Here is a 20,510-nt window from a genome sequence, read left to right as displayed (position 1 = left end):
CGGTCAATTATGACTATCATCACGGCGGGGACTTTGTGTGTTAGAAACGGGAGGCAAACGCATGGCCAGAAATTCACTTTATAAAAGTTTGACTGCTGGACTGAATGAAGCAGAAACAGCGAAGGTGGCAGCACAGTCTATTTCTGACTATCAAAAATGGCGAGCTGAATCAGTAATCAACGGTTTAAGGACGGTGCACCTGGACGGTATGCCCCGCGCAGGCTCTAATTCGAATGTAGCCGAAACTAGGCTAGTTGATGCCATGACCGCAGCGGAAAAAATGCAAATTGTGGACGATTTATTACAGACCATGCGCACGATGTTCCATGAATACCCATACGCTGACATTATCAACTGGACTTACTGCCGGCCCCTGGGCACGTTTCAGATGGTAATTGACCGGATTGGCTACAGTTCGTCTCAGGCATTCAGATACAGGCGTCAGGCGCTCTGTATATTGGCTGTTTTGTGGCCGAAGGAATGGGGCGAAATTGTTGTACGTATCTGAGTTTGGAACCGTATAAGCGAAAGGAAAATCACACATGATTAGTCTATTTTGGCCACGCGGACAGCCTGAACCATTGCGGCGGGATTCGTGACCCAAGGAGGTACAACATGAATAAAATTGACGATCAAGCCAAAGCGATGGCTACTATTTTCGCAGAGGGCTTGACTAATACGAAGCAGGAGACACCTGCAAACAAGACCGACGCCGATTCTGGGAACAAGTTTCTGGAGGCGCTCAAAGCAAAGGAGAATGCACTATGACAATCAAAGAACAACTAGACGCAATGAACACCAAAGACGTTGCAGACTGGACGGACGACGATCAAAGCCGCTTAGACACGATGCTGAAGCCGTTCACTGACGGCTGGAAACTGGTTCATGACCTCGATAAACAGCTGACAGAGGTCAAGACGGCACTGGAGACGGCAAACAGCGCCAAAGTTAGCATGGATGCACTTGAACAGCGTGACGAGTTAAAAACCAAAGTTGTGCGCCTTGAACGGGTGCGCAACGAGGCACGCAAAGACCTAGAAGCTATTCCACGTGGGGACGTACGTGCGGCATTCAGGGCATTGAACAAGGACTACACAGCGTCGGCTAAGGATAGTTCGCAGCCGTACATTGAGCGCATGAACCAGGCAATGGCTGATTTAGCGATTGCCGAAACAGAGTTCGCATATTTCTGCAAAAACAGCAACGCCCAATGGCAAAAAAAGGCACAAGAATTTGCGGGACAGACCTCAATCACATTAGGATTCGATGGTGACATGGGCAATGCTGTAGCTTTTCAGCATAATCATATGCTACTCGGAGTGGTCTACGTCAACGCATTGATTAAAGAGCAGGAAAAGAACGCGTAACGCGAAAAGGAGCGCTCCCATTGAAAAGGAGCGCTCCTTTTCAATGGGTACACGACATTAACGCTCTTAAACCGCGTAATACCAACGTTCACAGCGAACATGGCGCTCGCTTTCTTGCCTTGAACATCCTAAGAAATCCTAAGGTTGTTTCCGATGCGGTAACGCTCCGATTAAGATGCCTGCACTGGTATTTCCATGGCGTGGCCACGGTAAAAATAATATCAAGGTGACGTTGGTACCAGGTAAAAAAAGGCCCTCACCGTTTCCAGTGAGAGCGCCGCCCCGAGCCGATAGAATTTCGTGACCCCGGCTGTGACCCCGGGACATTTTCAAATTATGTGATTTTACGTGTTTTTTATTTTTGGCAAATGCCTGATAAACGTGCATTCTAACGCTATTTGCTGTTATGAGAATACAAAAAAATGGATCTGAACGGGTTTGAACCGTCGACCTCCTACATGCGAAGCAGGCGCTCTCCCAACTGAGCTACAGACCCAAAAGTACGATTCCTATCTTAGCACACACGCTTACATTCGCCAAGCCGGACGGGATAAAAAAATCCCGTCGACCTGCAGTAGTCGGCGGGATGGGGGTAACCTCGGTTTTGGAGGAACCGGAGTTTGTGCTGGACTTGGAGGATCCAGCAGTTGGAGGAGAAATATTATGAAGAAGAAGTTTTAATGAGGAATGTATCTCATCTCTACGTTTATAAGAATACCGGCCGCGTGTGAAGAAAATGTGCCCGGAATTGGCCCCTTTTGCACCTTTTACGTAAAGGAAAAGTAATGGTGGTTAAGAAATTGTGTCCGCCAGCGCCACTTAGACAAAAAAATGGACTCCCAGGGGTTGACCAGGAGTCCAAGGAGTAAGGGTTGGCAGGTGGAAGGGTGGTCCACCTGCGATTTTACTTTGGAGGAGTAAAATGAAAAAAGTTGGGTTGGGTATCGAAATAAGGGGTTGGCTTATCTCGATACTTATATAGTATAGCCTGTTTGTGAAGAAAGTGTGACCGTGGACGCGAATTTCGCTAAAAATAGCTAAAGGATTCTTTAACTTACCGAAAATAAGCATTGCCAAAGCCACCGCACGCGTATAAAGTAGGGGGCGTAAGGTGTTGACTTATAAAAAGTAAGGAGATAAAGATTATGGAAATCAAGTTTGATGACGCGGCGCGGGCCAAAATTCAGCCCCATTTGGCACCGGACAAGAAACTGCTGTTAACGTTCGAAGACGGTGTGGGCCCCTACTCACAGCACGCCATGATCCACATGCAGGTGCAGTTCAGTTTGAATGTGGTGCCGGCAAGTGATGCAGCCAGTGATTACGACGCCACCATCACCAGCAATCTGGGCACAATCTACTATAAAGGTTACTCGGCAGAGGACCTTGATGCGCACATGGCGGTGCACCTGAACGAGCGCATGAACCAGCTAACCCTGTCTGGGGACATCGGCGTGATTGATTCGAACATGGGCTTCATTGACTTTACCCAGGCGGACGGGCTTAAGAACAATCCGGCGCGCTAAATGACGAACTGAAAACTTTTCACGGGTTTAAGCAATTATTCAGAATTTTTGCTGAAAATCTGTGGCGGAATGTTGTACTATACTCCATAGAACATTTGTGGGGGAAGAATTGTTGATTACTTATAGTTTTGAAAACGGCCTGAATATTCACGAAATCAAGGCGCTGTATGGCGGCACGAAGATGACTGAATACTTGAAGAACATCGCGGAAACGGCGGAGGGCCTGGCGAATTCCACGCTGATGACCGCCCGTGATGACGGCAAGCTGGTCGGTGTGATTCGGGGGCTGTCCGATATGCACACGGTGCTCTTCATCGATGACGTGGTGGTACTGCCTGAATACCAGGAAGATGGCGTGGACGTTGAGCTGCTGAAGCAATTCACCGCGTACTTCCGGCAGGTTGCCCGCGTCATTGCGTATGGCCGTGACGACCGGACCGTGGCCGCTTTGAAGCAAGTTGGTTTTGAAGACAGCGATACCGCTAACCAAGAATGCTTGGTACGCCCACAGCAGATTTTGGAGATTAAATACTAATATCGTAATTAGATGATGGAGGTAACCATGGCAGCAGAGGAACCAGTAACACGCAATCAGAAAATTAGTGGTGCGAACGCGATTATGGATTTCGGCTACGTCACTGAACGTACGATTCCGGAAATGATGGACCGCGCCTACGCCCAGCAGTTCCTGCTTGAGGTGCAAGATGAGCTGCAACTGCGCAGCTTAACGGTGCCCGTGGTGATGCAGACGTTCAACTACTACATGGGCTCAGGCGTCATCATCTACGACCCGAAGCGGTTCAGCACCGATGCCGCGAAAGAGACGCTGCAACACGAACTTGGTTACCGTAAATAAATGAGTGGTCCGCTACTGTGATGTGGCGGGCTATTTTTGTGCAAAAAAACACCCAACCGGAATTGCGGTTGGGTGCGCTGGTTTAAGCTTAGGTTAGCGTTCTTCCCGGACCCGATCATAGTCGGTTTCGGTGGTGATGAACTTGGTGCGCAGAGCCGCAATCATGGCGAGGAAGGCGATGATGCCAGAACCGGCACCGAGGAAGAGCCATTCGGGATCCAGGCCAATCATGTACAGGTGCACGAACGCGAGGAGGACGGTGCCCCACAGCCAGTCGCTCAGGAAGCGGACGAACTTGCTCCGGGCGCGGCCGTCCAGCACGGTGAGGATGATGAGCCCGAGGGTCAGGATAATCCCGAAACTGACGGTGCTCATGCGGTCGACCATGGACGTTGGCTTGGTCAAATAGAAATCAATGCCGATGAAGATGAGTGCGACAATGATGGTCGCGATGACGATACCTTTATTTGTGTGCTTTGCAGGCGCGCGGTGCATCCTGCCACCTCCGATTGAAACTAGTTGCCACTAGTCTCCGTATTTTCATCCAGTGTACCAGATAAGCAGCGCCCATGCTATGCGGCGGGGGTAATGGTCATGATAAAGTAACCAATGAAAAACTTTCGTAACACGCACTTTTGGTTTGCAAAACGTTGGTGGACGGGCAACCTTTCCTGCACCCACCCGCCATCGGGGCCCAGTTGGCGCGTAGTTTAACAATTGTCTAAGAATGCTTTTGCTTGTTTAGCGCGGGTGAGGTGCTAAAATAAATGTAGCGAGTATCTTACGCAGTGATGCGCCTTGAGCCGTTAACTGCGAAGTCTGGAAGGTAATACAATGACAGAAAATTACGGAATTGGATTCTATGCTGCAAAGCCAGTAACTGCAGACGATGCGTTCGTGCGGGTTGAGTTGCCCCTGCCCGAGCCGCGGGCGACGGACGTGGTGGTCAAGGTGGCGGCGTCCTCGGTTAACCCGGTGGACACAAAATTCCGCCAAAGTGCAAAGCCAAGCACCATTGCGCGAATTCTCGGATTTGATGCGGTCGGCACCATCACCGCGGTCGGTTCCGCCGTCCGTGATTTTCACGTCGGCGACCGGGTACTATATGCGGGGAGCAGTCAACGTAGCGGCAGCAATCAACTGTACCAAGCGGTGGACTACCGCATCATTGCGCACGCACCGCAGAACTTAGGCGACGCCGAACTTGCCGCGATTCCCCTCGTCGGGTTGACCGCGTGGGAGCTGCTGTTTGAGAAGATGGGCTTTGTAGCCCAGCCCGACGCAAACAAGGGTAAGACACTGCTGGTCATTAATGGTGCCGGCGGTGTGGGCTCCGTCATGACGCAACTTGCACAGTGGAGCGGGCTCAAGGTGATTGCGACTGCCAGTCCGAAGAACTTCCCGTGGCTGCGGGCGCGGGGCGTTGATTGCCGCATCGATTACCACGAAGACATCGCCCGCGAATTGCACGAGCATGGTTTCGAGCAGATTGACGGCATTGCTATCTTGTACGCACCAGAGCCATACCTCGAACTTGCGGGGCAGTTGGTCGCACCATTTGGCCACATTGGCAGCATTGTGCAGCCCACGCAGCCGCTGGACGTTGGGGCGCTGAAGAACAAGGCAGCCAGCCTCGACTTCGAGTACATGTTCGCTAAGACCGACAACCAGCACGACCTGGCGTCTCAGGGTGAGATTCTCACCCAGCTTGTTGCACTGTATGCCGATGAAACGCTAATGAGCAACGTCACTAAGGCATATTCCGGGCTCACGGTAGATTCGCTGCGGGCCGCCACAGCGCTGGTCGAATCCGGGCACGCGCAGGGCAAGGTCGTCATCAAATATTAAGTTGCAGCATGAAAAAAGCATCCGCAAGCAATTTTGCGGATGCTTTTTTAGTTTAGCTCAGGAGCACTGCGTCGTCGGTCATTGCCGCGCCGCTGCGTTCCTTGAACAGCTCGAGTAAGTCCGGAACGGTCAGATTCTGCTTCTCCTCGCCGCGCACGTCAACGACGATTTGGCCGTGGTCCAACATGATGAGCCGGTTGCCGTACTTCAAGGCATCAGCCATGTTGTGGGTAATCATCAGTGCGGTCAGGTGCTGCTCGGCGACAATCTGGGCGGTCAGGGCCATCACCGTGGCGCTAGTTTGCGGGTCAAGGGCGGCGGTATGTTCATCCAGCAGCAGCAGTTCCGGCTGGTTGAGCGTTGCCATCAGCAGGGTGATTGCCTGGCGCTGGCCCCCAGACAGGAGGCCAATCTCGGCCCCCAGGCGATCTTCGAGGCCGAGGTTCAAGCTGGCGAGGCGTTCCTTGAACATTTTGCGTTCGTTGCGCTTAACCCCGCTGCGCCAGAAGTTACGCCATGAGCCGCGCTTTAAGGCGAGCGACAGGTTCTCTTCGACGGTCAGAAGGGGCGCAGAACCTTGCTTCGGGTCCTGGAACACCCGGGAGATGAGCTTGGCGCGGGCTTCAACGCTCTGGTAGGTGACGTCCTTGCCCCCGATTTTGACCTGCCCGTACGTGACGGGCAAAGAACCGGCAACACTGTTGAGCAACGTGGACTTGCCGGCCCCGTTCCCGCCGATGATCCCGACGAATTCACCTTGCTCAAGCGTGAGGTCGATGCCCTTGAGCGCGTGATTTTCGTTGGGCGTGCCCTTTTCGAAGTACTGGTGCAAACCTTTAACTTCAAGTACTGGATTAGTCATTACTTTGCCTCCTTCTTCATTGCCTGGGTGTTCCGGCGCCGCTGCTGGGCCTGCTTAATATTTTTCTGGATCAGTGGCAGGGCGAGGAAGACGGTCAGCATCACGGCGTAGAACAGGCGCAGTGCGTTCGGGTCGACCCCCCATTCGAGTACCAGCGCGATAATTAGCCGGTAGATGATGGCCCCGCCGATGATGGTGATGAGGCGCATCCCGAATGACAGGTGCTTCAGCAGGATTTCGGCAATGATGATTGCGGCCAGGGCGATAACGATGGTCCCAATCCCCATGGAGATGTCGGCGTACCCGTTCGTCTGGGCCATGAGGGCACCAGACAGAGCAATCAAGCCGTTACTAATCATGTACACGACAATCTTCATGTTGTCGGCGCGAATCCCGTTGGCGGCCGACATGTCTTCGTTGTTCCCCACGGCGCGGGCAGCCAGGCCCATTTCGGTGTTGAAGAAGAAGACGAGCAGGGCGATGACGACAATCAGGAAGATGGCGCCGACAACGATGGTGGTCGTGGTGGAGTCACCGACCGCAATGGTGGTGAAGATGTTCTTGAGCGTCTTACCGGCTGCATCCATGGTCAGCGGCACGTTGGCCCGCCCCATGATGAACAGGTTAACGGAGTACAGACCGGTCATGGTCAGAATCCCGGTGAGTAGGTCGGGGATGTGCAACTTGGTGGTCAGGAAGCCTGACACCAGGCCGGCCAGCGCGCCACCAGCGGTTCCCATGAGGGTTGCGAGCAGGGGGCTGACGCCAGTAACGATGGCGTGGGCTGTAATTGCTGCACCGAGTGGGAAACTACCCTCGGCCGTCATGTCGGCGATGTCGAGGATGCGGAAGGTGAGGTACACCCCGATGGCCATGATTGACCACAGGATGCCTTGGGCGATGCTTGATGTCAGAATATCCATGTTTTCCTCCAATACGAAGCGGCAAGCCGCTTGGGACGATGAGTGCGCCCAGAACGGACGACACTACTTACAATAATTTATTTCAAAACGGATGGGTCAACGTTAAACAGCTTCATGCGCTTGTCGTCCTTCACGATGGAAGTCTTGGCCGGCTTTTCAACTGCCAGCTGCTTAACCTTCTTGCCCTTGAGAATCTTGATGGCCATGTCGGCAGTTTGCTTACCCAGCTGTTTGTAGCTAATCCCGCGGGTTGCAACCCCAGCCTGCTTGATCATCGTGGCGTCGGCGTTCACAACGGGCACCTTCGCCTTTTCGGAGACCTTACCGATGGTGGACATTGCGGCAGCAGCGGTGTTGTCGGTTGGGATGTAGATGGCGTCAGCCTGGCCGGCGAGGGCAGTGGCGGTTTGTTCCGCATCGTTGGTTGATGCGATCGTCTTCTCGACGGACTTCAGACCGAGCTTCTTGATGGCCTTCCGTGCTTCCTTAATCTGGATAACGGAGTTTGGTTCAGCGGCGTTGTAGAGCAGGCCCACCGTCTTAGCCTTTGGGAACATCTTGTGCAGCAGACCAATCTGACCGGGGATGTCGACGGCATCGGTGACCCCGGTGGCGTTCTTGTCGGGGGCGTTCACGTTGCTAACCAAGCCAGCGGACTTCGGGTCGGTGATGGCGGTGAACAGCATTGGCGTGTCCGGGTCCGCCTTTTGCAGTGCCTGCGCGGCTGGGGTGGCGATGGCGAGGTTGAATGCGTTCTTGTCACGCTTGAGGCGCTGACTCATGGTGGTCAGGTTGCTCTGGTCACCCTGGGCGTTAACGTAATCAATCTTGATGTTCTTGCCGTCCTTGTAGCCGTGAGCAGCCAGTTCCTGTTCGAAACCTTTGCGGGCGTCGTCGAGAGCGGACTGGTTAATCAGTTGCAAGATCCCAATCTTGGTGACCTTGTCCTTGCTGGCAGAACTGTCAGCCTTGTTGCCGCAAGCGGCGAGTAACGCAACGGTAGCGACGGTCATTGCCGCAGTCATAATCTTCTTGAGCTTCATAATATTTTTCCTCCAAATGTACGTTCAACAGCGAGCGTTTTGACTTGATAATTGCGTGGCGCGTAGGAGTCCGCAGCCGTGGTTGCCGGTACAAAAAGGCCGGCCACGGATTAATCCACGTGGCCGGCCTACTTTTTTCCGGAAAAATAAAAAGCCACATGGATTAACTTCCTCCATGTGGCGTCAGATGCACGTTAAGTGATACGACCATCATGGATACAAACCTTGAGTCGGCTTGCATCCTGATGCAAACCGCTATCCGTAATAGCCGTAGTAATAAGCGTTAAACAAGTTCTTGCTGTGTAAGTTAGTCATGGTTAACGCTCCTTTCAAGTAATAGCGGTATCGTATGGCTGTAATACTATACTCATGGATTTTTAAAGTCAAGGAGAATATTTATTTAGTTTTAACGCGGCGTCCGTGAAAACGGATTACTGCGCGGCGGTGCGGGGTTTAAAAAATCTGGTTACTTAATGGTACTTGGGTCAATGTTCAGTGCCTTAGCAATCTTCTTGTTCACCACGACGGAAACCTTGGCGGGGGATTCAACGGCCACGTCCTTTACGGCCTTGCCCTTCAGAATCTTCACGGCCATCTTCCCGGTCTGAACGCCGAGATCCTTGTAGTTAATCCCGTTAGTGGCCAGGCCACCATCCTGAACCATGGTGCTAGCTGCGGCGATTACTGGCGTCTTCGTTTCGCTGGTAATCTTGCCGACCGTCGCCATCGCTGCGGCCATCGTGTTGTCGGTTGGGATGTAGATAGCATCAACCTGGTGGGCAATGGAAGTCGTGGTCTGCGCGACGTCGTTGGTGGAAGCAACTGTCTTTTCGACCACCTTCAGGCCCTGCGCCTTCAGTGCGGCCTTGGCGAGCTTAATCTGCACCAGTGAGTTGGCTTCAGCGGCGTTGTAGAGCAAGCCAACCGTCTTGGCCTTTGGTGCGATGCGGTGCAAGAGCTTAATCTGTCCGGCAACGGAAACCATGTCGGTGACCCCGGTGGCGTTCTTGTCGGGCGCCTGCAAGTTGCTGACGAGCCCGGCTGACTTCGGGTCGGTGATGGCGGTGAAGACCATTGGCGTATCCGTGTCTTCCTTCTGCAATGCCTGCGCGGCTGGGGTGGCGATGGCGAGGTTCAGGTCGTTCTTATCCCGCTTGAGGCGCTGACTCATGGTGGTCAGGTTTGCCTGGTCCCCCTGGGCGTTGACGTAATCAATCTTCAGGTTCTTGCCTTCTTTGTAACCTTCCTTGGCCAGTTCCTGAATGAAACCTTTGCGCGCGTCGTCCAGTGCGGACTGGTTAATGAGCTGCAAGATCCCGACTTTCACGGTCTTGGTGCTGGCCTTCGAATCAGCCTTGTTCCCGCAGGCAGCGAGCAGGGCAACGGTAGCAACGGTCATTGCGGCGGTCATAATCTTCTTCATCTTCATGTTTGTTTCCTCCAAGTGTGTGTTCATCCAGTTGTTGCCATGCTTTGTTTACTAGGTGTGCACCCGAGGAAAACAAAACGGCCGGCCACAATTCATGTGGCCGGCCGTATATCTCCGGAAAATAAAAACCACCACATGGATTGAAGTTCAAAATCCATGTGGCGGTTGAATGGCAAGTTAAATTGCTTCGGCCTCATGGATGCAAGCTGCGCGGCTTGCATCCACGATGCAAACCGCTATCCGAAAAAGCCGAAGAAAAACGCGTTATTCAGTTGTGTTTGGCTGATTTTAATCATCAGGAGCACTCCTTACTTTGATAGCGATGTGTTTGTTTACGTGACTGAGAATACCGAATATTCATACAGGTGTCAACACTTTTTTTAATATTCGTGGGGACGATGTTGGTCAATAATGCGAAAATAATGAGAACAAAGCCCGAGCTGACGGGCGTTATGGAATACAAAAAAACCGCAAGTACCAGCCAAAAATATTTGGCGGCACTTGCGGATAAAGGTAATGCTAGTTGATTTTTTGAATGGTTAGGCGCGTTGAAGCGGGCACCGTTCCGCGCAGAGTTTCGAGCACGGTTTCCAGTGGCTGCTTGAAGATCAGTTGCACGTTGCGCCGGTTGAATGAGAAGACCGCAATGACGACGCCGCGACCGTTGCGGGCGTTGATTGGGGTGAGCGCGATGTTCTTGAGTGTGTCGTACTTGAACACGCGGCCGAATGCACCCTGGCCAATCAAGCGGTTGGGGCCAATCCCCCCGACGCCAGCCATGACGTAAATGAGGACGAAGGCGGCGGTGCAGACGACAAGTGGCCAGCTGTGCAGGCCCGTGGTGGTCATCCAGACGGCGATGATGGCACCCCAGAAGATTTCACCGAATGCGTAGTTGGCGCGCAGCTGAATCTGGGACTGCCAGAAGATGTTGTATGCGCCCAGTGATAGTAGCGCGGCTGTGATTACAATCAGAACGATATCTGCCATGAGGATTCCCTCCCTTTTCTTACTAACTCCATGATACCAGAGTGGGCGTGAAAAACCATGAACAAGGCGAGAGTTATCCTTGATTTACGATTTGCGTGGGCATAATTAGGTGCAAAATGCCGATTAAGCCTAATAAATCAATGTTTTTCGGCGTTTTGTGTTGCAAACAGGCGTTCGGATTGGTATTCTTAATTTAACGAAACGGAAGGCGAGGCAAACGGTATGCCAAATGAGAAGACCAAGGCGCGTTGGACACAGATTCTGACCACGATTCATGACGGAATTGAAGACCGCGGATTCCCCCCAACGGTGCGCGAAATCGGCGCGGCAGTTGGGCTGAGTTCATCATCCACCGTCGCAGTTTACCTAGAGAAGATGCAGGCAGCGGGGCTCATCGCCAAGGACCCCGCTAAGCCACGCACGCTCGAATTAACGGCTGCTGGTCTGGAATATATTGGGGTGCGTGAGCAGCTCGGTATTCCGGTGGTGGGCACGGTTGCGGCCGGGATTCCCATTACTGCCGAACAGAACATCGAGGATTACTTCCCCGTGCCCACGGGCCTCAACTACGACGAAGAAGACCTCTTCATGCTGCGCGTGCAGGGCAGTTCCATGATTAAGATTGGCATTTTGAACGGCGACTTGCTCATCATCAAGAAGCAACACGAAGCCGAGAACGGCCAGATTGTGGTGGCCATGACCGAGGATATCGAAGCCACGGTCAAGCGCTTCTACCGGGAGAACGGCCGCGTGCGCCTGCACCCCGAAAACGACGACATGGAAGACATGTACTTCGATACCGTCACCATCCTGGGGCTGGTCGTCGGGTTATACCGCGAAGATCTCGAATAACAAGTAAAAGAGTGTGACCACAGTTTTACGTGGGCACACTCTTTTTGCTTGCGTACATATGCGGATCTGGTATTACGAGGCCAAGAACGTCATGACGAGGGGAATGACCACCATGGCGAGCACGGTGGAGCTGGCCACCCCAATTGCGGCGAACTCCGTGTCGGCATCATACAGGCGCGCGACAACCGGCGCGTTGGTCATGACGGGCATGCAGGACTGAATGATGAAGATGGACCGCATCAAGGGCGACATGTCGGCGAACGACAGGAGAACCGTCATCACGAGGGGCGCGGCGATGAAGCGGCCAAACAGGACCCCGAGCAGGTCTTTATTAAACGTGAACGCCTTGCGCAGGCCCGCCTGGTAGATGGTAATCCCGATGAAGAACATGGAGCCGGGGATGGTCAGGCTGCCGACGTAGTTCAGGTCGGCCATCAAGAAGTCGGGTAGCTGGATGTGCAGCAGGACGATGATGATGCCGACAATGAAGCCCAGCAGGGGCGGGGAGAAAATCTTGCCCAGTGTCTTGCGCCAGTCGAACGACGCGGCGGTGGGGCCATCGTGCTGGATGAGGTACACGCCGATGGTCCAAAAAATCGTCGTGTTGGCCATGTAGTAGACCAGCACGTACGGCAGACTCTTGGCGCCAAACAGCGCGAGGTTCACAGGTAAGCCGATGAAGACGGTGTTGGAGTTTAGGAACATTGAACAGAACAAACCTTCGTGCATCTTCTCCACGTGAATGAGCCGCATGACGATGGCGGAGAGGACACCGAGAATGGCCATGGAAATCAGGGGGTACCGCAGTTGCGGCAGAAGGTTGATTAACTCTTTGGCGCTGAATTTGGAACTGACCGTGACGACCATGTACGCGGGCAGCGCGACTTGGGTCACAATTTTGGCAATGATTTTGCCGCTATCCTTGCTCAGCCAGTTTTTGGCCGCTAAGAAATAACCGAGGGCAATCAGGACGAGAATCTCCGTCACGCCCAAAACGCTAGATATGAATGCTGTCAATGTATAGGACCTCTTATGTAGGCGGGCGGACCCGCAAATTTAGTGGAGCGTGATGATATGTTGCAACGCAATGTCGAACTCGTCTTCCGGCCAGAAGCTGGTGTCAAATGCTTGAATGGGCAGGGCCAGCGCAACGGTTGTCCCGGTATATTGGGCCAGGAAGCGGTCGTAGTAGCCGCCGCCAAAACCCAGCCGTTTGTGTGAATCCAGTGCGTAGGCGAGCCCGGGCACGACGACCAGGTCGGGCGCGTTGTTCATGGTTGCCTCGTCATAGGCCGGCTCGAGCAGACCGAACTTGCTACGAATCAACTTGTCTTGACCGCGGTACGGCATGAAGGCCATTTGGCGCTTGGGCATGACGCGCGGAAGCAGAATCGCTTTGCCCGCCTTTTCAGCCGCCGCAATCACCCCGGCAGTGCCGAATTCGAACGGGCCACTGATCGTGGTGGCGATGGTTTGGGCTGCTTGCCAGGCGGGCAGCGCGGTTAACTGCGCAATTATGGCGGCAGTTTCGGTAGCACGCAAATCTTGGGGGTAGTTCTTGAGGGCGGCGATTTGCTGGCCGCGGGCGGATTGTTTGTCCATTGGTAACCTCCTCATGCAATTAGCGAGTGTGGTATGCGGGTGTTTCTGAAAATGTTACCTTCAATATAGCACGCAATGCGCGCACATGGGAAATTTGCCGCGCGGATTTTACTGGCCGGCGTTGTATAATTGAGCTAAGAGGTGAGTGCGGTGATTCAATATTATCGGATTAATGCAGGCCATGCGGAGACAACCACGGCGGATCTGGCGACGTGGGTCCACTTGGAGGCGCCCACGGACGCGGAGCTCGCGGCCGCCAGCACAACGTACCAACTTGATTTGCGTGAAATGCAGGCTGCTAGTGATGCGCATGAAGATCCGCGCAGTGCCTGGCTCGACCCTGACGACAATCGCCCCGGGCTCATTGTTGTCCGCTACCCCGTGCTCAAATTGAACGAAATTGGTTATTTGGAGTACGAGACTGCACCCCTGACATTGTTTTTGATGCCGGATAAGTTACTGACGATTAGCGCGGTGCGCATTCCGGCCCAGATTGGTGCGGGCGTGCGTGGCGGCCGTGAGATCAGCAGCCGGCCCGAAGAATTCGCCCTGCATATCTTGTGGTGTGTGCTCCATGATTTCGTGCACGCGATGGTGCGGGTGAACGACGAGGTGGACCAGATGCAGCTGGGGCTGGGCAAGGCCGTCGCGAACAAACAGCTTTACCAAATCATGGCGTTGCAAAAGTCGCTGATCTACTTCGAGTCGGTGCTGGACAACACGATGCCGGTGCTCAAGAAACTACGCGTTAAGGACCGCTACTTCACTACGGACGGCTACGATGAATGGCTCAAGTCGGTGATGGTGGAGGCGCACCAGGCACGCACGATGGTCGGGGTGACCGAACGCATTCTGGAACAATACAACACCACGGTCAGTTCGATTGTTTCGAACAACTTGAACATCATCATGAAGGTGCTCACCAGCATCACCATCATCCTCACCGTGCCTACCGTCATCGGCGGCTTGTGGGGGATGAACGTGCCGGTGCCCCTGGCGCACCACTACTGGTCGTTCTGGGCGATTCTGGCCGGGACCACGGTGATTTGTGCGGTGAGTGCGTACATGCTGCACAAGAAGGATTACCTCTAGCCGTGTTGCAACCGCTGACGTGCGGGTTGCAACATGCTAAGTGAAGACTTTTCATCAATAATCGAGTTACGTGAGCAAATAAAGCTGGTATTATCATATGTGCAAAGAGCAAACGTTGAGCAGGAAGGTGATTGCGTGATTTCAGGACTAGGCATTGATGTAACCGAACTAGCGCGAATTGCGCAGGCCCAAACGCGCAATCCCCATTTTGCTGCGAAGGTGCTGACGGCCAGCGAACTGGCACAGTGGCAGGCACTGGCGGGGCAGCGGGCACTGGAGTATTTGGCCGGCCGCTTTTCCGTCAAGGAGAGCTACGCCAAGGCGATGGGTACCGGCCTCGGGGTAGTGGCCCTGCACGCCGTGGAAACACTGAATGACACAAGCGGTCGCCCCGTGGTGACCGGACCGTTTGCGGGTACGGCGCACGTTTCGATTAGTCATACCGATGAATTAGTATTTACTGAAGTGATTTTGGAAGGAAGTAATCTTTGATGGTTGTAGCACTGCACCGACCAACCAAGGCAATTGTGCGTCGCAGCGCGATTAAGCATAACGTGGCAGCGGCCTGCGCGCAGCTAAAGGCGGGCACGGAACTGTTCGCCGTGGTCAAGGCCAATGCGTACGGGCACGGGCTCGTCGAGGTGGCCAAGTTGACCCGCGCTGCTGGGGCAACCGGGTTGTGCGTGGCGGTGCTCGATGAGGCGCTTGAATTGCGGCGGGCCGGAATTACGGGACCAATCTTGGTGCTCGGGATTGTCGACCCGGAGGCAGTGCAGCTGGCTGCAGACAACGACATTGCGGTGCCGGTTGCTGAAAATTCGTGGCTGCATGCAGCTAGTCAAAACTTGACCGGCACAAAGCCGCTGCGGGTGCACCTGGCCACCGATACGGGGATGGGCCGGATTGGCTTTACGGACACCGCCGAGCTGCAACAAGCGGCCGCATTCATGCAAGACGAACCCGCTAAATTTACACTAGCGGGCATTTTCACCCACTTCGCGACGGCCGATGAGGTGGACGATACGCAGTTCAAGGCTCAGTGTGCCCGCTTCAATGAATTCGTCGCGGCGCTGCCACAACGGCCGCGCTACGTTCACGTGGCCAACACCGCAACCAGCCTCTGGCACGACGCTTGTCACGGCAACATGGTGCGCTTTGGCGTCGGCATTTATGGCTTGAATCCATCGGGCCGCACCATTGCGCACACACCATATGCCTTGGAGCCCGCGATGCGCATTGAGTCCGCACTGGTAATGTGCAAACACGTGCCGGCGGGAACCACCGTTTCCTACGGGGCAACCTACGTCAGTGCCGAAGATGAATTCATCGGGACCGTGCCCATGGGTTATGCCGACGGGTGGTTGCGGCGGATGCAGGGCGCAACGGTGCTCGTTGACGGCCATCGGTGCCCAATTGTGGGGCGTGTCTGCATGGATCAGTTCATGATTCGGCTGCCGCACGCATACCCACGCGGCACGAAAGTTACCCTGGTGGGCCGCGATGGCGATGACGAAATCACGCTGCAGGATGTGGCGGATTTTGCCGGGACCATTCATTACGAAATCGCGTGCTGCCTAAGTGAACGGGTCCCCCGCGTATACGTAGATTAAGCGATGTGTGCAGCTTGGCCAACAACTGATTGCGGCCCTAACGATAATCGAACGTTAGGGCCGTTTTTGCGCGGATTTTGCTTAACTAATTTCGGTTTTTGTGCTATTTTTTTAGTAGTCGTTTGCACGTCTTGGCGATTGTGGATGGTTAACGGCGGGAGTTATTTTGGGAATTGTGCACTGGTAGTGTGGATTCAGGAGGAACGGTTATGCAGGTACAGCAACCAATGCCTATCATGCCGGCGACGCAAGATTGTGTCGCAGCCTTTTGTGAATATTACGGTGTTGATGAACATGCGGCGGATGACGCGGCGCTTAGTAGCTACGTCTGCACCCATGCACAGGAGTTGAATGGGTTAATCGATGGGTATCAGGCAATGGCGGCCTTGAATGAGGAAATCTGCGGTGAGTTCGCCGCGTGTGAATCAGAAGCCGACAGCGATATCCGTTAGAACCGGTGGTGAGGAAATGGATGGAAATATTAAACGTGGCGACTTGTACTTTGCAGACTTGTCGCCCGTGGTTGGGTCGGAACAGGGTGGAATGCGTCCGGTGCTAATCATTCAGAACAACGTGGGGAATCATTACAGCCCCACAGTGATTGTTGCAGCAATTACGAGTCGCATTTCAAAACCCAAAATGCCAACGCACGTAGGTCTGCTCGCAGCGAACGGGGGCTTAGAGCGGGATTCAGTCATCTTACTCGAACAGATTCGGACGATTGATAAGCAGCGATTACGCGACCGGATTGCGACGCTGCCTGCTGGCAAAATGCACGAGGTTGACGAGGCGTTGGCCGTGTCCCTGGCGCTAAAACCACTGCCCAACCGCAACAACAGTAACAAATAAATACATATTGACGGCCCAATCGGGGACCGCTGCACAGATGTAAAAAAACATCCCGCACAATTTAATGTGCGGGATGTTTCTTTGGTTTAATTAGTCTTCGTCGACGCGGACTGGCTGGCCAGATTGCAGGTCATCAATTTCAACAACCTGGAAGTGCTTCTTTTCCAGCTTGGTTACGCACTGGTTGAGCGTGGTTTCATCCGTCCCAGCGGGCAGGGTGAAGAGCGTGCGCCGGACGTATTCGCCCCGGCCGGCATCCAGCGTGACACAGCCGGAGATGGACACGTACTTGGCCAGAATCTTACTCATGGCGGCCAAATCGCCCTGAGCACCCGTACTCATCACGGTCAGCACGTAGGACCCGACATCGATGTTCCAGGCGTCAGACAGCATGCCCAGCAGCTTGGAGTGGGTGAGGATGCCGTAGAAGTTGGCAGATTCATCCAGCACCGCGATGTACGGCAGATCCTTGATGTTGAAGAAGACCTTGAAGAAGGGTGCGTTCACGGGAATTGTCTTGGTGGCATTCTTCAGCAGGTAGGTGACGGGCAACGTCATGTCGCCGCCCTGGCTCTTATGGCGGTAAATGTGCATTTTGTAGATGTTACCGCGGAAAATCGTGCCCGTCTCGTCAAGAATGGGCACACAGCGGTAGCCGGATTCTTCGAGGACGACTAGCGCTTCTTCGAGAGTCACGGTTTCCTTAACCGTAGTTAGGGACTCTTTCTTCGTGACGAGGGATTTAATGAGCATTGTGGGGCCTCCAAAATAATAATTGCATCCTGATTAATGAGGATTTTTCTAATGCCTACATCTTACCATTTAATGCAAAGAGCCACAAACCTATTTCTCGGTTTGTGGCTCTAGTTTTTTAATTCAATTACAGCGCGTGTTATTTGAGGTTTCCTGAAACTACGCCGTGCTGCTGGTTTCTTAGAATACGATGACAGGTGTCCCAACTTCAACCGCGTTGTAGAGCTTAGCAACGAATGCTGGTGGGTTGTTCACACACCCGTGGCTCCCGTGCTGCAGGTACCAATCGCCACCGAACTTCGGCTGCCAGGATGCGTCATGCAGGCCGACCCCGGTGTAATCGATTGGCATCCAGTAAGCAACCTTGCTGGCGTACTTGGATCCGTCCGCGTTGTTTCCGCGCAGGGTGGCGTTCTTCTGCTTACTCCAGATGAAGAAGACCCCGGTTGGCGTTGCGTGGTTCGTGTTGGGGTTCCCGGTGACAACATCGGAGTCCATCACGAGCTTGCCGTCCTTGTAGTACCATTCGTGCTGCGCCTTCTTGTCGACTTCGACGTAGGTGTTCCCGATATCGGAGCCGTCTGCGTGGTACCCGGAGCCGTTGGTGGTTGCGGCAAGCGTGAAGGATTTGCCCTTCTTGATGTCGTTAATCATGTTTGTGCTCGTGGTGCCTTCCGAAACAGCCCAGCCGTACGTACCAGCAGGCACAGTGACCGTGCCTTCCTTGGTGGACTTGAACTTCCGGGAGCGGCTAATGGTGTTGTACTTGTTCGCAAAATCACTAACGAAGCTACGCACACCGCTTTCGCTAACGGTAATCTTACCGTCCGCGTACCCGAGCCAGCTGGTCAAAGTTGCGGGGCTGACGGTGTCGGTGTGGCCGGCAACCGTGAGCTTGGCGCTGATGCTGCTGTAGTTTTGCAGCGTCTGCTTCTTGCTCTTGAAGGTTGCAGACTTAGTCGTCACCTTAGCCTTGTCGTAGGTTGATGCCAGCTTAACGGAGAGCCGGTTGCTGTCGACCATCGACTGCAGCTGCTTAGTAAGCTTATCAGCATTAATCTTGTCGCCGTTAACTTCCTTGGTGACCTGCAGCTTGCCGTTAACGAACTTCATGGAAGCGTCCGTTGATGCCGTGCGGTTCTTGTTCAGCTGTGCTGCCGTGGACTTAGCGTAGTTCTTGAGCGTTGCGGCGTTAACCGCGATGTTGGCACTTGCGCTCACCTTGCGTTCGCCACCCACCAAGCTGGCGGGCCAGCTCCAAGCGCTCTGGGCGTTCTTCACGTCCGTTGCCGTCTTGGCGAAGTCGTGGCTGATGCCGAGGTCATCGCTGGATGCGGTGGCGACCGTCTTGCTGCCGTCAATCAGTTTGTATTCACGCTGCTGAAACTTTGATTTGAGGGTACTCTCTGCCTGCTTTGTGGTCTTCCCACTCACATTAACCCCGAGTACCGTTGTGTTGGGGAGATAACGCCCCTGGTAGTGGACACCACCGTAAATGTAACCTCCGACGATAATAACTGCCGCGGTTCCTGCGATGGCTAGCCAGTGCTTTTTTTGCACTTTTTCCACTCCTTCCTGCATAATTGCCATTGAATTGTTACAAAAAAATTTCGTCACTAGCATACCGCTTTTTAGCACCTAGTTCAATTAGTCTGCCCCAAGATGAGGGGGCGATGAACGCAAACCTCATCTTGGCGCTTACACTGGTTGGCAGGCGCTAAATCTGGATGCACTTACAAATAATAAGTTCTTAATCTGATTGTACCCAATTGTACGCGGGCATTCAAGGTTGGGTTGCAGGTTTGACCAATAGTTAAATAATGGCGGACGACAAAAAAGCCCACGCACAGGGCGTGGACTTTTTGTTTTGCTCAAGCAGTAACGAATTACTGACGGAACTTGATGTCGCTTGCGGAGAATGCGCCATCGATGATCTTCTTAAGCTGGCTTGCGGAAGCCTTCATGCTTGCTTCTTCGTCTTCGGAAAGAGGAAGTTCGATGATTTCCTTGATCCCGTTGCGGTTGATAACTGCTGGGGTACCAATGTAAACATCGTTGATGCCGTACTGGCCGTCCATGTATACGGACAGTGGGAGAACGGCGTTTTCGTCGTTGAAGATAGCCTTAGAAATACGTGCCAGGGCTGTACCAACACCGTAGAAGGTAGCACCCTTCAAGTTGATGATGGTGTAAGCTGCGTCACGAACGCCTTCGTACAGCTTCTGGAGCTGTTCGTTGGTGATTTCTGGGTGTGCCTTCTGGTATTCGGCAATGGTCAAACCACCGATAGTGGTGTGGCTCCATGCAGCGAATTCGGTGTCACCGTGTTCACCAAGAATGTAACCGTGAACGGAGTGTGCGTCAACGCCGGCAAGGTCTGCCAGTGCCTGACGGTAACGTGCGGTGTCAAGGGAAGTACCGGAACCGATAACCTTGTCCTTAGGGAACCCAGAAATCTTCCAGGTAGCGTAGGTCAAGATGTCAACTGGGTTAGCAGCAACCAGGAAGATACCGTTAAAGCCGGATTCAACGATTGGGTTGACAACGGCGTTGATGATACCAAGGTTCTTGTTAACGAGGTCGAGACGAGTTTCGCCTGGCTTCTGAGGTGCACCGGAAGTGATTACAACGAGGTCTGCATCCTTGCAGTCGCTGTAGTCAGCGGAGTAGATCTTCTTGTTAGAAGTAAATGGAAGTGCGTCGGAAAGGTCAATTGCATCACCCTTCGTCTTGTCCTTCACAATATCAACAATACCAATTTCCTGTGCAATGCCCTGCTGGACCATTGCGAATGCGTAACTAGAGCCGACAGCCCCGTCACCGACCAGAATAACCTTCTGGTGCTTAATAGCTTCTGCCACGGTTTAATCATCCTTTCTGAATATACCTTTACAATACGTCACACATT

24 protein-coding genes and 1 tRNA gene are annotated in these 20,510 nt (G+C 53.6%); 13 read left to right on the top strand and 12 right to left on the bottom strand.

The window, feature by feature from the left end:
- Nucleotides 1-61 precede the first annotated feature (61 nt).
- The 3 genes from FC18_RS02125 (at nt 62) to FC18_RS02120 (ending at nt 1,367) form a co-directional block, all read left to right on the top strand.
- The gene (locus FC18_RS02125; RefSeq protein ID WP_054679911.1) at nt 62-508 is read left to right on the top strand and encodes a hypothetical protein; all 447 of its coding nucleotides are present in this window, start codon (nt 62-64) and stop codon (nt 506-508) included.
- Between the two features lie 107 nt (nt 509-615).
- Entirely contained in the window at nt 616-768 is a 153-nt protein-coding gene (locus tag FC18_RS12000; RefSeq protein WP_156300953.1) for a hypothetical protein, read from the top strand.
- Nucleotides 765-1,367 (top strand): hypothetical protein, encoded by a 603-nt coding sequence (locus FC18_RS02120; RefSeq protein ID WP_054679914.1) that lies wholly within the window; start codon nt 765-767, stop codon nt 1,365-1,367. The genes FC18_RS12000 and FC18_RS02120 overlap by 4 nt, the downstream gene beginning before the upstream one ends.
- 423 nt (nt 1,368-1,790) lie before the next feature.
- Here the strand turns inward: FC18_RS02120 and FC18_RS02115 are convergent.
- Nucleotides 1,791-1,863: transfer RNA gene (locus FC18_RS02115), tRNA-Ala, on the bottom strand.
- 649 nt (nt 1,864-2,512) lie between these two features.
- Here FC18_RS02115 and FC18_RS02110 point away from each other — a divergent pair.
- From FC18_RS02110 to FC18_RS02100, 3 genes are all read left to right on the top strand, one after another.
- Complete coding sequence (locus FC18_RS02110; RefSeq protein ID WP_054679920.1) at nt 2,513-2,893, top strand: iron-sulfur cluster biosynthesis family protein; 381 nt, start codon at nt 2,513-2,515, stop codon at nt 2,891-2,893.
- 112 nt (nt 2,894-3,005) lie between these two features.
- Nucleotides 3,006-3,428, top strand: coding sequence for a GNAT family N-acetyltransferase (locus tag FC18_RS02105; RefSeq protein WP_054679923.1), 423 nt, complete (start codon nt 3,006-3,008; stop codon nt 3,426-3,428).
- Between the two features lie 27 nt (nt 3,429-3,455).
- Nucleotides 3,456-3,749: a hypothetical protein gene (locus FC18_RS02100; protein WP_056975371.1), complete on the top strand. Its 294-nt coding sequence runs from the start codon at nt 3,456-3,458 to the stop codon at nt 3,747-3,749.
- Between the two features lie 93 nt (nt 3,750-3,842).
- On the opposite strand, the gene FC18_RS02095 is transcribed toward FC18_RS02100, so the two are convergent.
- Nucleotides 3,843-4,244: a hypothetical protein gene (locus tag FC18_RS02095; RefSeq protein ID WP_054679925.1), complete on the bottom strand. Its 402-nt coding sequence runs from the start codon at nt 4,242-4,244 to the stop codon at nt 3,843-3,845.
- Between the two features lie 339 nt (nt 4,245-4,583).
- Here FC18_RS02095 and FC18_RS02090 point away from each other — a divergent pair, with 339 nt between their 5' ends.
- Nucleotides 4,584-5,597, top strand: coding sequence for a zinc-binding alcohol dehydrogenase family protein (locus FC18_RS02090; RefSeq protein WP_054679928.1), 1,014 nt, complete (start codon nt 4,584-4,586; stop codon nt 5,595-5,597).
- 52 nt (nt 5,598-5,649) lie between these two features.
- Here FC18_RS02090 and FC18_RS02085 read toward each other — a convergent pair whose 3' ends face one another.
- The 5 genes from FC18_RS02085 to FC18_RS02065 form a co-directional block, all read right to left on the bottom strand.
- A complete protein-coding gene (locus FC18_RS02085) occupies nt 5,650-6,459 on the bottom strand; it encodes an ABC transporter ATP-binding protein (RefSeq protein ID WP_056975370.1) in 810 nt (269 codons plus the stop codon).
- The gene (locus FC18_RS02080) at nt 6,459-7,382 is read right to left on the bottom strand and encodes an ABC transporter permease (RefSeq protein ID WP_056975369.1); all 924 of its coding nucleotides are present in this window, start codon (nt 7,380-7,382) and stop codon (nt 6,459-6,461) included. Before FC18_RS02080 ends, FC18_RS02085 begins: the two co-directional genes overlap by 1 nt.
- 77 nt (nt 7,383-7,459) lie before the next feature.
- Nucleotides 7,460-8,425: an ABC transporter substrate-binding protein gene (locus FC18_RS02075; RefSeq protein WP_054679931.1), complete on the bottom strand. Its 966-nt coding sequence runs from the start codon at nt 8,423-8,425 to the stop codon at nt 7,460-7,462.
- Between the two features lie 466 nt (nt 8,426-8,891).
- Nucleotides 8,892-9,854, bottom strand: a complete 963-nt coding sequence (locus tag FC18_RS02070) for an ABC transporter substrate-binding protein (RefSeq protein WP_056975368.1) — start codon at nt 9,852-9,854, stop codon at nt 8,892-8,894.
- Nucleotides 9,855-10,373: 519 nt separating this feature from the next.
- A complete protein-coding gene (locus tag FC18_RS02065) occupies nt 10,374-10,844 on the bottom strand; it encodes a hypothetical protein (RefSeq protein ID WP_054679934.1) in 471 nt (156 codons plus the stop codon).
- A gap of 222 nt (nt 10,845-11,066) precedes the next feature.
- Here FC18_RS02065 and lexA point away from each other — a divergent pair, with 222 nt between their 5' ends.
- Nucleotides 11,067-11,696 carry a transcriptional repressor LexA gene (gene lexA / locus FC18_RS02060; RefSeq protein WP_056975367.1) on the top strand — a complete coding sequence of 210 codons (630 nt, stop codon included), beginning with the start codon at nt 11,067-11,069 and terminating at the stop codon, nt 11,694-11,696.
- 72 nt (nt 11,697-11,768) lie between these two features.
- Here lexA and FC18_RS02055 read toward each other — a convergent pair whose 3' ends face one another.
- Together FC18_RS02055 and FC18_RS02050 are read right to left on the bottom strand one after the other, a co-directional pair.
- Complete coding sequence (locus FC18_RS02055; RefSeq protein WP_056975366.1) at nt 11,769-12,713, bottom strand: AEC family transporter; 945 nt, start codon at nt 12,711-12,713, stop codon at nt 11,769-11,771.
- A gap of 39 nt (nt 12,714-12,752) precedes the next feature.
- Nucleotides 12,753-13,298: a 5-formyltetrahydrofolate cyclo-ligase gene (locus FC18_RS02050; protein ID WP_082404138.1), complete on the bottom strand. Its 546-nt coding sequence runs from the start codon at nt 13,296-13,298 to the stop codon at nt 12,753-12,755.
- A 150-nt stretch (nt 13,299-13,448) separates the two neighbouring features.
- On the opposite strand from FC18_RS02050, the gene FC18_RS02045 reads away from it, so the two are divergent.
- The 5 genes from FC18_RS02045 (at nt 13,449) to FC18_RS02025 (ending at nt 16,849) form a co-directional block, all read left to right on the top strand.
- Complete coding sequence (locus tag FC18_RS02045; RefSeq protein ID WP_054679937.1) at nt 13,449-14,390, top strand: magnesium transporter CorA family protein; 942 nt, start codon at nt 13,449-13,451, stop codon at nt 14,388-14,390.
- 135 nt (nt 14,391-14,525) lie between these two features.
- Nucleotides 14,526-14,882, top strand: coding sequence for a holo-ACP synthase (gene acpS, locus FC18_RS02040; protein ID WP_054679939.1), 357 nt, complete (start codon nt 14,526-14,528; stop codon nt 14,880-14,882).
- A complete protein-coding gene (alr, locus tag FC18_RS02035) occupies nt 14,882-16,000 on the top strand; it encodes an alanine racemase (protein ID WP_054679942.1) in 1,119 nt (372 codons plus the stop codon). Before acpS ends, alr begins: the two co-directional genes overlap by 1 nt.
- Before the next feature lie 209 nt (nt 16,001-16,209).
- A complete protein-coding gene (locus tag FC18_RS02030) occupies nt 16,210-16,452 on the top strand; it encodes a hypothetical protein (RefSeq protein WP_054679946.1) in 243 nt (80 codons plus the stop codon).
- 16 nt (nt 16,453-16,468) lie between these two features.
- Nucleotides 16,469-16,849: a type II toxin-antitoxin system PemK/MazF family toxin gene (locus tag FC18_RS02025; RefSeq protein ID WP_054679949.1), complete on the top strand. Its 381-nt coding sequence runs from the start codon at nt 16,469-16,471 to the stop codon at nt 16,847-16,849.
- A gap of 90 nt (nt 16,850-16,939) precedes the next feature.
- Here FC18_RS02025 and cbpA read toward each other — a convergent pair whose 3' ends face one another.
- The 3 genes from cbpA to FC18_RS02010 all read right to left on the bottom strand — a co-directional run bounded on the left by cbpA (nt 16,940) and on the right by FC18_RS02010 (nt 20,463).
- Nucleotides 16,940-17,602 carry a cyclic di-AMP binding protein CbpA gene (cbpA, locus tag FC18_RS02020; protein WP_054679952.1) on the bottom strand — a complete coding sequence of 221 codons (663 nt, stop codon included), beginning with the start codon at nt 17,600-17,602 and terminating at the stop codon, nt 16,940-16,942.
- Between the two features lie 180 nt (nt 17,603-17,782).
- Nucleotides 17,783-19,162, bottom strand: coding sequence for a L,D-transpeptidase family protein (locus FC18_RS02015; RefSeq protein ID WP_054679954.1), 1,380 nt, complete (start codon nt 19,160-19,162; stop codon nt 17,783-17,785).
- Between the two features lie 326 nt (nt 19,163-19,488).
- Entirely contained in the window at nt 19,489-20,463 is a 975-nt protein-coding gene (locus FC18_RS02010; protein ID WP_054679957.1) for an L-lactate dehydrogenase, read from the bottom strand.
- Nucleotides 20,464-20,510: the final 47 nt, after the last annotated feature.

The sequence above is a fragment of the Lacticaseibacillus sharpeae JCM 1186 = DSM 20505 genome, from assembly GCF_001436225.1.
Taxonomy (GTDB): Bacteria; Bacillota; Bacilli; order Lactobacillales; family Lactobacillaceae; genus Lacticaseibacillus; species Lacticaseibacillus sharpeae.
Note: the sequence above shows the minus strand (reverse complement) of the source record. Positions and strands in the feature narration are given on the sequence as shown.

What these genes read in the sequence shown, in the direction of transcription:
- FC18_RS02095 (WP_054679925.1), bottom strand. Translation starts at nt 4,244, where the DNA reads ATGCACCGCGCGCCTGCAAAGCACACAAATAAAGGTATCGTCATCGCG.
- FC18_RS02070 (WP_056975368.1), bottom strand. Translation starts at nt 9,854, where the DNA reads ATGAAGATGAAGAAGATTATGACCGCCGCAATGACCGTTGCTACCGTT.
- FC18_RS12000 (WP_156300953.1), top strand. Translation starts at nt 616, where the DNA reads ATGAATAAAATTGACGATCAAGCCAAAGCGATGGCTACTATTTTCGCA.
- FC18_RS02110 (WP_054679920.1), top strand. Translation starts at nt 2,513, where the DNA reads ATGGAAATCAAGTTTGATGACGCGGCGCGGGCCAAAATTCAGCCCCAT.
- FC18_RS02030 (WP_054679946.1), top strand. Translation starts at nt 16,210, where the DNA reads ATGCAGGTACAGCAACCAATGCCTATCATGCCGGCGACGCAAGATTGT.
- cbpA (WP_054679952.1), bottom strand. Translation starts at nt 17,602, where the DNA reads ATGCTCATTAAATCCCTCGTCACGAAGAAAGAGTCCCTAACTACGGTT.
- lexA (WP_056975367.1), top strand. Translation starts at nt 11,067, where the DNA reads ATGCCAAATGAGAAGACCAAGGCGCGTTGGACACAGATTCTGACCACG.
- FC18_RS02025 (WP_054679949.1), top strand. Translation starts at nt 16,469, where the DNA reads ATGGATGGAAATATTAAACGTGGCGACTTGTACTTTGCAGACTTGTCG.
- FC18_RS02085 (WP_056975370.1), bottom strand. Translation starts at nt 6,459, where the DNA reads ATGACTAATCCAGTACTTGAAGTTAAAGGTTTGCACCAGTACTTCGAA.
- FC18_RS02065 (WP_054679934.1), bottom strand. Translation starts at nt 10,844, where the DNA reads ATGGCAGATATCGTTCTGATTGTAATCACAGCCGCGCTACTATCACTG.
- FC18_RS02090 (WP_054679928.1), top strand. Translation starts at nt 4,584, where the DNA reads ATGACAGAAAATTACGGAATTGGATTCTATGCTGCAAAGCCAGTAACT.
- FC18_RS02125 (WP_054679911.1), top strand. Translation starts at nt 62, where the DNA reads ATGGCCAGAAATTCACTTTATAAAAGTTTGACTGCTGGACTGAATGAA.
- FC18_RS02120 (WP_054679914.1), top strand. Translation starts at nt 765, where the DNA reads ATGACAATCAAAGAACAACTAGACGCAATGAACACCAAAGACGTTGCA.
- FC18_RS02080 (WP_056975369.1), bottom strand. Translation starts at nt 7,382, where the DNA reads ATGGATATTCTGACATCAAGCATCGCCCAAGGCATCCTGTGGTCAATC.
- FC18_RS02050 (WP_082404138.1), bottom strand. Translation starts at nt 13,298, where the DNA reads ATGGACAAACAATCCGCCCGCGGCCAGCAAATCGCCGCCCTCAAGAAC.
- alr (WP_054679942.1), top strand. Translation starts at nt 14,882, where the DNA reads ATGGTTGTAGCACTGCACCGACCAACCAAGGCAATTGTGCGTCGCAGC.
- FC18_RS02100 (WP_056975371.1), top strand. Translation starts at nt 3,456, where the DNA reads ATGGCAGCAGAGGAACCAGTAACACGCAATCAGAAAATTAGTGGTGCG.
- FC18_RS02075 (WP_054679931.1), bottom strand. Translation starts at nt 8,425, where the DNA reads ATGAAGCTCAAGAAGATTATGACTGCGGCAATGACCGTCGCTACCGTT.